This window comes from Niabella sp. ZPM-14, assembly GCF_055693045.2.
In genome coordinates this window covers 3,656,331-3,668,771 of sequence record NZ_CM181148.1, presented here as the reverse complement: position 1 = coordinate 3,668,771, position 12,441 = coordinate 3,656,331, and the positions used below count along the sequence as shown (strand labels likewise).

11 protein-coding genes are annotated in these 12,441 nt (G+C 48.3%); 4 read left to right on the top strand and 7 right to left on the bottom strand.

Annotated features, from left to right (window positions below):
* The first annotated feature begins 79 nt into the window (after window positions 1–79).
* A complete protein-coding gene (locus tag ACU37H_RS15620) occupies window positions 80–1,441 on the top strand; it encodes a pyridoxal-phosphate dependent enzyme (protein ID WP_472705380.1) in 1,362 nt (453 codons plus the stop codon).
* Between the two features lie 51 nt (window positions 1,442–1,492).
* Here the strand turns inward: ACU37H_RS15620 and ACU37H_RS15615 are convergent, their stop codons facing one another.
* Both ACU37H_RS15615 and ACU37H_RS15610 read right to left on the bottom strand, forming a co-directional pair.
* Complete coding sequence (locus ACU37H_RS15615) at window positions 1,493–1,975, bottom strand: DUF922 domain-containing protein (RefSeq protein ID WP_472705382.1); 483 nt, start codon at window positions 1,973–1,975, stop codon at window positions 1,493–1,495.
* A 354-nt stretch (window positions 1,976–2,329) separates the two neighbouring features.
* Window positions 2,330–4,027, bottom strand: a complete 1,698-nt coding sequence (locus ACU37H_RS15610; RefSeq protein WP_472705383.1) for a hypothetical protein — start codon at window positions 4,025–4,027, stop codon at window positions 2,330–2,332.
* Window positions 4,028–4,285: 258 nt separating this feature from the next.
* Here ACU37H_RS15610 and ACU37H_RS15605 point away from each other — a divergent pair, with 258 nt between their 5' ends.
* Window positions 4,286–5,647: a dihydroorotase gene (locus ACU37H_RS15605; RefSeq protein ID WP_472705385.1), complete on the top strand. Its 1,362-nt coding sequence runs from the start codon at window positions 4,286–4,288 to the stop codon at window positions 5,645–5,647.
* A gap of 48 nt (window positions 5,648–5,695) precedes the next feature.
* Window positions 5,696–7,015, top strand: a complete 1,320-nt coding sequence (locus ACU37H_RS15600) for a MutS-related protein (protein WP_472705387.1) — start codon at window positions 5,696–5,698, stop codon at window positions 7,013–7,015.
* Here the strand turns inward: ACU37H_RS15600 and ACU37H_RS15595 are convergent.
* The 3 genes from ACU37H_RS15595 to ACU37H_RS15585 form a co-directional block, all read right to left on the bottom strand.
* Window positions 7,010–8,095: a DUF4856 domain-containing protein gene (locus ACU37H_RS15595; protein ID WP_472705389.1), complete on the bottom strand. Its 1,086-nt coding sequence runs from the start codon at window positions 8,093–8,095 to the stop codon at window positions 7,010–7,012. The genes ACU37H_RS15600 and ACU37H_RS15595 overlap by 6 nt on opposite strands.
* A gap of 162 nt (window positions 8,096–8,257) precedes the next feature.
* A complete protein-coding gene (yihA, locus tag ACU37H_RS15590) occupies window positions 8,258–8,905 on the bottom strand; it encodes a ribosome biogenesis GTP-binding protein YihA/YsxC (protein ID WP_472705391.1) in 648 nt (215 codons plus the stop codon).
* A 48-nt stretch (window positions 8,906–8,953) separates the two neighbouring features.
* Window positions 8,954–9,979, bottom strand: coding sequence for a GntR family transcriptional regulator (locus tag ACU37H_RS15585; protein WP_472705393.1), 1,026 nt, complete (start codon window positions 9,977–9,979; stop codon window positions 8,954–8,956).
* Window positions 9,980–10,104: 125 nt separating this feature from the next.
* Here ACU37H_RS15585 and ubiE point away from each other — a divergent pair, with 125 nt between their 5' ends.
* Window positions 10,105–10,869 carry a bifunctional demethylmenaquinone methyltransferase/2-methoxy-6-polyprenyl-1,4-benzoquinol methylase UbiE gene (ubiE, locus tag ACU37H_RS15580; RefSeq protein WP_472705395.1) on the top strand — a complete coding sequence of 255 codons (765 nt, stop codon included), beginning with the start codon at window positions 10,105–10,107 and terminating at the stop codon, window positions 10,867–10,869.
* A gap of 13 nt (window positions 10,870–10,882) precedes the next feature.
* Here ubiE and ACU37H_RS15575 read toward each other — a convergent pair whose 3' ends face one another.
* Both ACU37H_RS15575 and ACU37H_RS15570 read right to left on the bottom strand, forming a co-directional pair.
* Window positions 10,883–11,998, bottom strand: a complete 1,116-nt coding sequence (locus ACU37H_RS15575; protein WP_472705397.1) for a formylglycine-generating enzyme family protein — start codon at window positions 11,996–11,998, stop codon at window positions 10,883–10,885.
* Window positions 11,999–12,235: 237 nt separating this feature from the next.
* Window positions 12,236–12,439, bottom strand: coding sequence for a hypothetical protein (locus ACU37H_RS15570; protein WP_472705399.1), 204 nt, complete (start codon window positions 12,437–12,439; stop codon window positions 12,236–12,238).
* Window positions 12,440–12,441: the final 2 nt, after the last annotated feature.

The following is a 12,441-nucleotide window of genomic DNA, read 5'->3' as shown; positions in this document are numbered from 1 at the left end:
GTAGGTCGGAGCTCTCTTATCTGCAACTGGCGTGCAATGGCTGTAAACTGTCATCTGCAAACTGTCAAACTCAACTACTATGGATATTAAAAACAACATCCTGGAGACCATTGGCAACACGCCATTGATCCGCCTGAACAAGATCACCCATCAGTTACCCTGCACCGTTCTGGCCAAGGTGGACTACTTCAACCCGGGCAACAGTATCAAAGACCGTATGGCGCTGAAGATGGTGGAAGCGGCGGAACAGGAAGGGCTCTTAAAGCCGGGCGGAACGATTATCGAAGGTACCAGCGGCAACACGGGTATGGGCCTGGCGCTCGCGGCCATCGTGAAAGGTTATAAATGCATTTTTGTTACCACCGACAAACAGTCAAAAGAGAAAGCGGATGTCCTGAAGGCCATGGGCGCCGAGGTAATTGTATGCCCCAACAATGTGGAGCCGGATGATCCGCAAAGCTATTACAGCGTAGCAGCGCGGCTGGCCAGAGAGGTTCCGAACTCGTACCACATGAATCAATATGACAACCTGGCGAATCGCCAGGCGCACTATGAAACTACCGGTCCCGAGATCTGGCAACAAACAGATGGAAAAATAACACACCTTGTGTGCACCGCCGGCACGGGCGGCACCATCACCGGCGTGGCGATGTACCTGAAGGAAAAAAATCCCGACATTAAGATATGGGCGGTGGACGCCTACGGTTCGCTCCTCACTAAATATTTCAAAACCGGCGAGCTGGACGAGCACGAAGTGTACCCCTATTTCAGTGAAGGCTTTGGGGAAGACTTCCTGCCGAAGAATTATGACATGAGCGTCATCGACGAGTTTACACAGGTTACTGATAAAGACGGCGCGGTAATGGCCCGGCGGCTGGCAAAGGAAGAGGGATTGTTTTGTGGCTACAGTGCAGGGAGCTGCCTGAAAGGACTTATGCAGCTAAAGGATTCCCTCACCAAAGACGATCTGGTCGTGTGTATCCTGCATGACCATGGCAGCCGCTACGTGGCCAAGATCTATAACGACCAGTGGATGATGGAGCGCGGCTTCCTGGATGTAAAAACGTTTAAAGATATTGTGAGCAGCAGGCCCGGCTCTCAAAAGCTGATCACTATCAGCGATGACAAAACGGTGTCTGACGCGGTGGAGCTGATGAAGCGATATGACATAGAACATATCCCCGTGTTGAGGAACGGAGCCATCACCGGCGCGATCACGGAAGGAGGCTTATTTTCCAAGGTCTTCAGCAATGCTGATATCCGGAACGAGAAGCTTGCCGAAGTTCTTGAACCGCCCTTCCCCATCGTCGATTTCAACATCGCCGTCGACAAACTAAAAACGCTGATCACCAAAGAAAACGGCGCCGTGATGAGCAAAGACGACGCGGGAATATATCATATCGTGACGAAGTATGACGTGATACAGGCGTTGGGTGGGTGAGGTATAAGCATTTTAACCTCGCCACTTTTGCCGAGTGAATCACACGACTTATCACAACCGCTTCACCACCACCTTTCTTTTGAACCGGTCTAAGGCTTCCAGTTGCAGCTCGATCTTTTCGTCCCACTCATCCTGGGCGGCGAAGTCTTCGCCGTTGCGCGTGTCGGCATCGTACCATCGCTGGTATTCTTCAGCAGCTTTGAATTTTTCATTGACGAAACCGGAGATCTCGGCCTGGTAATTTTCTTTGGTCAGCTTTAGGGTCTGCAATTCGCGCGTTGCTTCGCGGGCAAATATTTCAGAGATATCAAAATGCTTTTGCTCATGCGTCAGCAAACGTTGTTTTACCGCCGGTGAAAAGTCAAGCACGCGTTCTTTAATAAAAGTGTGTTCTTTATGAACCGTTGCCTGTACGGTAATTTTTATGCTGACGGGCCGGCCATTCACTTTATCGGTAGTAAGATAGTACGTAATCCCGGTCCTGGTAAGGGCGGCCACATTTTCCTCAACGGTGTTGATACTATCATCGACCACCTTGAAGTCCTGAAGCTGAAGGGTGCGGTCTTCCGTCCAGAAAATAATTCTTTTGGTATTAGCGGTTTGTGCAGCAACTGCGATGCTGAACCATTGAAATAAAACGATCAGATATAAAAGGCGCGACTGTATAAACCTGTTTTTGATGTACTGACAAAGATAATATTCCAGACGTCAGTATAACGTTAAAGCTGCATTAGAATTTTCAAGTATATTTCGGATCGGGGTTTCTATGGATCTGCTGGTCTGTTACGGTTGCCCTGGAGATTTCTCCCCGTCCATACCGGCCGGGCAGGCGCGCGCGGCTTGCAGCCGCCTGGTCGAAACGACGCGGATCATTATTAGATTTTAGGTCTAAAAAAAGAAATCTCTTCTTCCAATGTTCCACCGAACGCCCAGGTTAAAGATCGTGCTGGTTTTGGTGGGTTTTAACGGGGGCGCGTCATAACGCTGTTTGCGGATCATGCCCATCAGTTCGAGGAACAGGTTTTCTTTAACCTCGTAAGACAAAAGCAGGCTGGCCATGGCGGTATTGGTTTTCCATCCACTGCCCACATCGTGCCCGTAATCGCCGGTTCTCGTTAAGCTGGGTAAAAACAGGTTACTTCCGAAGTTCACGTTGCTTGTACTATCCAGCCCCTGCGTATAGTACATAGCGCGGCCTTCGATCATCCATTTAGGTGCCGGGCGGTAGCGGGCCACGCCTATCCATTCGTTGAAGTTTGCCATCAGCGGATGCGCGAGGGGCTGATTGTAGTGAGAATAGTTGGCCACTGAGTCGTAGTGAGAATAGGTGTAAGGCCGCACGCGGTTCAACTCAAGTTGAAGATCCAGGTTGTCTACTTTGAACGCGTCGATATACTTGGCCCCTACCTGGTAACCGAATTTATTGGCCCACCAGCCGTTGCCCGCGGTTAACTCGGAAATTTTAAATTCATCGAACAACAATTGGCCATACAACTGTGCCGTTCTCGCAATATTCGCTTTAAAGTCCATCCCTACCACGGCGTTGTCGGGGCTGCCCTGGTTATGTTCTACCGAGCGGTAAAAAATCACAGGCACCAGATACCCAAATTCGAAACGGTTGGTACGGCCAAATACAATGCCCTCAAACACCCCGACGTTCAGCCATTTGGTAAGATTGATATCCAGGTGGTGCATTGCTGCGTATTTCTTACCCAGTAGGTTATCGCCGGCGTTGCTCTGGTAAGCGTTGGTCAGTTCCATGAACAGGTTCTGATAGTTGAATTTCCAGATACGGGTATTCAATCTCAGGAACAAATTATTATTGCCGAAGTCGCTCAAGAACAGGCTACGCTGGCCATTTCCGATAAAATTCTTATCATAACCAAATGCGACATCGATATACTTGGTGACACCAAAAGTCACGTAGCCGCGCGCATCAAAGTAGTCCCTTCCGCCTGAACCTTTAAAATTTTTGTAAAAACCAACTCCGGGTACTGCCCGGCGCTCGTTCATCCAATCCTGCACGTATGTCGGGTAGCGCTCCTGGTTATCGGTCAATGTTGTATAAAAACCGATTTTATTGGCAATACGCCCGCGAATGCTGATCCCGCGCGTATTATAGAATAAGTTCTGGTCGTTTTCGTTCTCTTTCATGAAACCAACGTTCAACACAGGGTTGATGACCAGGTCAAAATCCTTGCTGTGTGTTTCAAACAAACCGGCGGGATATTGATAAAACGTATTTCCTACCAGCTTCTTACTGACGTAGTTGTCCCGCTCATTCTCGGGCAACCACTCGAGGTTATTGGCCAGCAGACTGTTGATATAGTATTTATCGACCTTGTTAAGGTCCGCATCCATGGCAGAATCTACCTGCAAATAGTTCTTTACCGCAGCCACATAGTATTCACGGCTGTAGGGCTTCACCTTACTCAGGTTGAGCACAGGATCTTTCTGCGCTTTTATTTCCAGCCGGTCTAAAATGATTTCCTGCTTGTCTCCGCGTGGCAGGTTAGTGGTCTGCGAAGCAGCCAAAAAAGGACACAAAACAACCGCTAACACTGGCAGGTATTTCTTAAATTGCATAGTTTCTTGATAAGGTTTAATAAACTACTTTTATGGTTATGCTCCCGGCTGTTGTGCTGCCTCTTCCCCGCCCGATAATATGTCCGGGTCGGGTATCGTGGGTCTTGCCCGGATGAATGCTGTTCGGACGGGCGTTGCAGGCGGTATTACCGCCTATAATTGAGCCAGGTACGATGCGCCGTATATGAAGTACAAAAAAATGAATGCGTATCGTACATCCTACAGCCTTACACAAACCGGGGCATAAAAGCAAAAACTATGCAAATATATCTTTTTAAAAACATTCAGGTCGTAAACGAGGGGAAAACAACAGCACAGGACGTGCTCGTAAAAAACGGACGTATTGAAAAAATAGATCAACAGATCCATACGTCGGAACATGTGGTGGAAATAAATGGTGAAGGCAAGTATTTGCTGCCCGGCGCGATAGACGACCAGGTGCACTTTCGCGAGCCGGGCCTCACCCACAAGGCTAATATCTATACCGAGAGCAAAGCTGCCGTAGCGGGCGGGGTCACCAGTTTCATGGAAATGCCGAATACGATCCCCCCGGCATTCAACCTGGAGCTGCTGGAAAACAAATATGCTATTGCAAAGCAAACTTCCCTGGCTAATTATTCTTTTTATATAGGCACCAGCAATGAAAATGCAGACAGCACGCTCGCTGCCAACCGATTTAAGGATCGTATCTGCGGCATCAAGATGTTTATGGGCAGCAGCACCGGCAACCTGCTGGTTGATAATCCACTGGTGCTGGACAGGATATTCGGCGAAAGCGAAATGCTGATCGCTACCCATTGCGAAGACGAAAAGATCATCAAAGCCAATCTTCAAAAAGCACTGGATGAAAACCGCGAACTGACTGCGGCAGATCACCCTGTCATCCGTAATGAAGAGGCTTGCTTCGAGTCTTCATTTTATGCGGTGCAGCTCGCGAAGAAGCACAATGCCCGCTTACATATTCTTCATATTACTACCGAGAAGGAATTGCAGCTGTTTACTAATATGCTGCCGCTCAGGGACAAACGGATCACTGCTGAAGTATGTGTGCATCACCTGCACTTTACAGCGGACGACTATGCCCGTCAAGGCAACCTGATCAAATGTAACCCTGCTATTAAAGCGGCGCATAACCGGGACGCGCTGTGGAACGCGCTGCTGGATGACCGCCTGGATGTGATTGCGACGGACCATGCGCCACACACCTGGCCGGAAAAGAATGAGCCCTACCTGAATGCACACGCCGGCCTGCCGCTGGTGCAACATGCACTTCCGCTGATGCTTTATTACCACAGCATCGGAAAGATCTCTTTAGAAAAGATCGTGGAAAAAATGAGTCATGCCGTGGCCGAGTGTTTTGCTATAAAAGAAAGGGGCTACATACGGGAAGGCTACTTCGCGGATCTGGTAGTGGTCGATCCGCAACAGCCGACGACGGTCAGCAAAGACAATATTTTATATAAATGTGGCTGGAGCCCTTTTGAAAGAGCCGGTGACAACGGCGCCCCCTTTACCTTCCCGGCCAGCATCACCCATACTTTTGTAAACGGACATCTGGTTTATGGAAATGGTCAGTGGGATGAGTCTGTAAAAGGAGAAAGGCTTTTGTTTGAAAGATAGTCCATGACAATGGACTACGGGCGATGAACTATCAACTATGAACTCATTATGCAAATAGACGATATTTCTTTTAACGATATTTCCATATTCCACCAGGAAGAAGGCTATTCTATTTTTCATAAGCTCAACTTTACCCGCACCGAAGGTGGTAAAGAATGGCTACGACGGTTTTTCTCCACGCCTTTTGATGACATCCAAAAGATTCGCGGCACTCAGAATATTCTCAAAAAACTAACCCACTACATCGACGAATGGCCGGAAGAGATCTCCAACGGAACGGTGCTGGTGATGGTTAAATTTTTAGATTATGCGCTGGATAGTATCGGGGAGAATCCCTCTGCCATTGACGCTGCGATGTACCGCGTGTTGCACAGTGCGGATTATTCGATGGCAAAATTTTCGGTGAAGCATTTTACCGACTTTTTCCGGGGGCTGAAGAAGATATCGGCTATTCTGGGCGACGTGGAAATGCCGTTTCATTTTAAAACGAATATTGACCGTATTGATCACCTGCTGAGGACGATTGACGCCTTCCAACAAATGTCTGAGATAGATAAGGATCAACCGGTGCCGAGACATAAAACCTTGTTTTTTGCAACGAAGGTTCGCGGCTATTACAAAACCGAAGTACAGGAACTGATTGAGATCTATAGCAAGCTGGACGCCTGGTATTCTATGGCAGTGGCGGTAAAAAAGTACCAGCTGCAATTTCCTGAGTTCATCGACAGTGAGCAACCGTTCATTGAAGCGAAAGGGCTTTATCACCTGCTGCTCCACAATCCTGTCCCCTATCATTTACAAATGAGCCCGGATCAGAATTTCCTGTTCCTCACCGGCGCTAACATGGCGGGCAAAAGTACATTGATCAAATCGGTTGGATCTTCCGTATTCCTGGCCCACCTGGGCATGGGCGTTCCGGCATCGGCGATGAAACTCACGCTCTTCGACGGCCTGATCAGCAATATCAACGTAGTGGATAATATCGCCAAGGGCGAAAGCTTCTTTTTCAATGAAGTGCAGCGTATCAAGAACACCGTGGAAAAGATCAATAACGGGAAGAAATGGCTGGTACTGATTGACGAACTGTTTAAAGGAACCAATGTGGAAGACGCAATGCGTTGTTCGCTCGCGGTTATCAAAGGCCTGGTCAAGGTTAGAACCTCTCTTTTTATTTTATCCACGCATCTGTATGAAATTGGTGACGAGCTGAAAGACTTGCCTACGATCGCATTTCGTCACTTTGAAACTACGGTTACGGAAGATGCTTTGTCCTTTAGCTACCAGCTGAAAGAAGGCATCAGCAAAGACCGGCTGGGCTACCTGATCCTGAAACGGGAAAAGGTGGTTGACCTGCTGGAAAAGCTATAAGCCATAAGCAGTGGCCAGCAACGTGCGAACAGCGCTGATGTTCGCGTAGGACGCGTCGGTCACCAGCGCATAAAAATTATTTTCTTTTATCAGGGCCCGTATGGACAAATAATTGTCGTTGGTCAAAGGATCCTGGGACGACCGGCTTTTCAGGGCAAATATCAACCCGTAAGCCTGTGACAATGCATTCAAGCGCGACGGCACATCCGTGTATTGACGGGCAGCATCCAGGTAGGCTACTGCAGCTACCGCCACTGTTTTTTCAATTTCCCGTCTGAGTACGGCACGTGAGATATTGGTGACGCGGCTATCTCCGGCGCCTAACGCACTTCGGCCTCTTCTGAATTCTTCATAAATGCGCGGCCCTGTGCCGGCAGCTTTGGCTACCGTTCCAAAGTAGGCGGCTATTCCCAGCGGCCTGTTTCTACGCAGCGGCGCTGCGGTGTAATCCACGGAGGGATCATAATCAATAGGAAAACCGGTGTAAGCGAACGCAAGGTTCCACGCCTGCGGAGCGGTGGTACCAGAGATATTGAGCTGAGAAAAGATATTGGTCATGGTCATCGACCCGAGCATGGCATTGAACCATACCTGGTCGTACGCTACGCCAAACTTGCTGAACAATTTCTTTTCAGCAACAGGTTGGGAAACAGTGGCTGTACCGGGCACTCCGTTGCTGGCTGCCTGGTTATAGAATGCACTGTTGAGCGCCATAGAATCGGCAAAGGCCATCACAGTGTCAGCACTGGTGGTGGTAGCCGTAGACAGGTTGAAGCTCATCTTGTTGACGGTTGAATCGACGTATAAAAAATCCGGCAGCATCGCGGCGGTGAAAGGCCTATCCCGGTTGAGCCACAGGGCGTCGATGACGTTGGTGTCCAGCGCCGCCGTAGCTCCTGAAGACAGGTAATTTTTCATGCCGTGCATCATAATGAGTCGCGCAGTGGCCGAGGAATCCTTGTTTTCATAATCATATGTCGGCGGCACCGAATAAGGCTGTATAAAGGGCTGGTTTTTCACACAAGAAAATCCCAACGCCGTTACCAGCAAAATACCCGTTACGTGTAGATACCCTTTCATTCGTATTATTTTATCGATTTTGGTCGGTGCATTCATTTTCAGACCCGTCGTTACCGGATGCTCTATCCGGTAACGTATTCAATCTCTTATACCCAACGATTCTTTTCAAAAATAATGTTTTCTGTGCGCCCGCTTCAAAATGGACGGACGCATCCGAATCCACTACTTTCCTTGAAGCGCTGCAAACTCTTTGTTCAGGTCGTTGATAAAATCGAGCAACTCTTCCCTGCCATCGGCGCGAATAGCCGACGTTACAAAGTAAGGAGGTATCGATGCCCAATTCTCTTTTAAAGTGTTAATAAATTGCTGAACGTTGTTAACAGTGGCCCCCGGCTTGTTTTTATCCGCTTTGGTAAATACAATCGCAAAAGGGACCTGCCACACGCCTAACTGATCAATGAATTCCAGGTCGATCTTCTGCGGTTCATGGCGGCTGTCGATCAAAACAAAAAGGTTCCCCAGGTTGGGCCTTTTTAATATATAGTCTTCGATCATGGAGGTCCAGCTTTTACGTTGCTTCTGAGACACTTTGGCGTAACCATACCCCGGCAAATCGACCAGGTACCAGGGCCTTCCCTGCCTGGATTTGCCAGTGCCTGCCTGCTCATTAATGATAAAGTGGTTGATCAGCTGGGTTTTACCCGGCGCTGCAGACGTTTTAGCTAATCCTTTTTTATTACAGAGCATGTTGATGAGCGATGACTTACCTACGTTGCTTCTGCCGATGAAAGCATATTCTGCCTTGTCGGCGGGCGGGCATTGCGTATACACGGCGCTACTCTTTATATAGGATGCTGAATTGATTTGCATAATGATTTAATATTTGTTATGAGAGTGACCGATAGGCCACGTGGAGACTTATAAAGAGGGTCTTAATTTTAAATGAAACGGGATCTCTATCTTTTTTGTGGCACCCCCTGCCACCAGCAGCGCGGCCTGTTTGCCCATTTCTTCAAAATCAGTCGAAAAGGTGGTAATGCCCTGCAATATCAGCTTTTTAAGCGGTGTTTCATTATAACTGATCACGCCAATGTCTTTTCCAATCTTCAGTTTAGAATCTTTGATCTTTTCTATCAGGGTCACAAGGTCGTCTTCCATTAAACTTATATAAGCCGTTCCTGCCTCTATCTTTTCCTTTGAGATATTGTGTAGGACGGAAGGCGCGAAAGCGTACTGGTGGCAAAAGCGTTTGAATCCCTTGGTAATCTCATCAGGAAAATAAGTGTAAGAAGGAACGATGATCTTGAGGCGCTCGTATTTCTTGAGTGCGTCGAGCGCATCTTCCATCGCCCGGTAGATATCATTTTCAAAATTCTCATACACCGCACTGAAATCGCCGCTTACCCCGGGCACCAGCTTGTCTAAGAGCACGAGCTTCTCCCTGGGAATAGTGTTGAGTATCTCGTATGCGTTTTCTCCGCTTTCCAGAAAGTGAGCAATGATGACAAAGTGGGAATAATGCTTGCCGGCATTAGTCAGGAGGCGCTTAAATAGATTGAAGTCATTATTGTAAATGTAAAAGTCGATCGTGGCATTATCTCCGAGTGTCTTTACGAAGGAATCATAAATGATCTTTTTATGCGCGCTGAGCTTGTTGAACAGCAAGAACACTTTGATATCGTTTTTCACATCGGTGCTCTTTACAAAGTAACCCTTTCCCGGCACCGAGCCCAATACGCCCAGCTTCTTGAGGTATTTGTATGACTTTTCGGCGGTATCCCGGGAAATATCAAATTCAAAGCTCATTTCGTTGATGGAAGGCATCACGTCGTCATGACTGATCTTGCCCAGGGCGATGGCCTTGATGACCGATTGGGCCAGCTGCAGATACTTGGGTGTTGACGACAGCTCATCCAGGTGTATATTTTTGAAAAAATCCTTCATCAGCGCTCTGAATTAGGCCACTAAGTTATTGAAGTTGGCTAAACTTGGTTTAAAAACCCATCGGACGGGCTTTTGCTCATTAAAAAAATCGGATTCGCTGGCAGGGATTAAATGAGAAATATTAAATGCCTCCTATCTTTGCGTCTATGCCGGCACAACCACACGATCATATTATACCGTTCAGCGAATCGGAGAAAACGAAAAAGGAACAGGTTGCAGAAATGTTTGATAAAATCGCAGGGAAGTATGATTTTATGAATCGTTTTTTATCAGCCAGAACGGATATCGCCTGGCGCAAAAAAGCGATCCGTTTGTTGCAGCCATACAAGCCGAAACACATCCTGGATATCGCTACGGGGACCGGTGACATGGCCATCAGCGCATTTAAAACATTGCATCCGGAACGCGTGACAGGCGTAGATATTTCGACCCAGATGCTGGAAGAGGGAAAGAAAAAGGTGGCGCGGCTGGGTTTGACCGGTTCGATTCATCTGGAAAAGGGAGATTCAGAAAATCTTCATTTTGAAGATGCCAGCTTTGACGCGGTGATGGCGGCTTTTGGCGTTCGTAATTTTGAACACCTTGAACAGGGGCTTTCAGAAATGCGCCGTGTCCTGCGACCGGGCGGCAGGTTGTGTATCATTGAGTTTTCAAGGCCCCGCCCTGCCTTTATCAATAATATCTATCAATTTTATATGAGCCTGGTAGCGCCCAAAATCGCTAAGGCCTTTAAGCAGGATCAGCAGGCTTATAAATACCTGAACAAATCGGCTAAAGCATTTCCTGAAAGAAAGGACTTTACTGCCATCCTTGATAAGGTAGGATTTAAAAATACCAGTTACAGAGCGCTCACTTTTGGCATGTGCTGCATCTATTCGGCATCAAAATAATTTACAACGTTAATTATTTCGCATCACGCACGCACCTGAACCCGGTGTGCTCTAAACCCGTGTCGGGACTGCTTTTCATGCGACGAGCCACACGGTAACCGCTACAATAGGAATCATTACACAAAAAACTGCCGCCGCGAAGACTGCGCTTTGCGGTGTACGGCTCCTGCGGATCAAACGATTTATCAGCGCCTTGCGGATCAACCGTCAGCTTGCCTTCGAGCTGCTTGTAATAATCGTAATTGTATAGATCACTGCACCATTCCCAAACATTGCCGGCCATATCATACAGTCCGTAACCGTTGCCGGGAAAAGATTTCACCGGCGCGATGGTTACATAACCATCTTTTCTTTCGTTGAGGTAAGGAAATTTTCCTTCCCAGCTGTTAGTCTTGGGTGCACCTTGGTTTACATGCTGATTGCCCCAGGGATAGATGTTATTGATCAATCCGCCGCGTGCGGCAAACTCCCACTCTGCTTCGGTGGGCAGGCGCTTGCCGGCCCATTTGCAATAGGCCCGGGCATCGTCCCAGCTCACCTGAACGACGGGGTAATTGTCTTTTCCTTCGATGCTGCTACCGGGGCCCTGCGGATGTTTCCAGTCAGCGCCCGCCACCCAGCTCCACCATTGGCTGTAATTGTTCAGATCCACCGGCCCGTCTGATGCCTTGAACACAAGGGAAGCGGCTACCAGCAAGCTATCCGGAGGTTTGGGCGTGCCGGGAGGTACGGTCTTTTTGATCTCTTCCCAATCGGGTTTACGCTCAGCCGTGGTTACATAACCGGTGGCCTCTACGAATTTCCGGAACTGGGCATTGGTCACTTCGGTAACGTCCATGTAGAACGGAGACACCTGTACTTTATGTTTGGGATACTCATCTTCACTGGCCTGGTTGTTATCGCCGCCCATATCGAACACGCCGCCGGGAATGAGCACCATACCTGCAACCGATGTGTCGCCGCTGTAGGCAACGCCGGAGGAGTCCGAAACGCCGAAACGCGACGGAACTTTCATACAGGAATGGGCCGAATCTTTGAGATTATTTCCTTCTGACTGGTTACCATTGTTACAAGCCAGCAGGGCAGATACTGCTAACAAAGGCAAAGCCACACGCTTTAGTGAAATCATTTTATAAAAATACCGGTTTTCTTGATAAACATATGGGAAAAATAGCTCCCGGACCCTGGCAAGACTGTTCATTGCCGGGCAGCAATCGTTAGACCTGGCGGGAGGTAAAAAGTTTAACATCCCGGTTCTGTGCGTTGGCCGATGTCGTCAGCTGATTATTGAGGATCATCTTCCACGCGCGCAATCGTATACCGGCAGCCAGAGCTCTCATCTCTGTTTCTGCCCGACCGGTAAGGGTTATTGCCCGATAGCTTCCACTTTTTCGGACTTTAATAATTCATACAGCTCTCCGATCGTTGAAAAAGGATGGGCGACTTCAAGGTGCTGTCCGGTAGTGTTCAGGTACAGTGTACGGTTTCCACTTTCTTCGATAGTGGTGATCTGAGCAATATTGATCAATGCTTCTCTGCCACTTTTGGTTGTTACTTTTAAAAATCGCATGG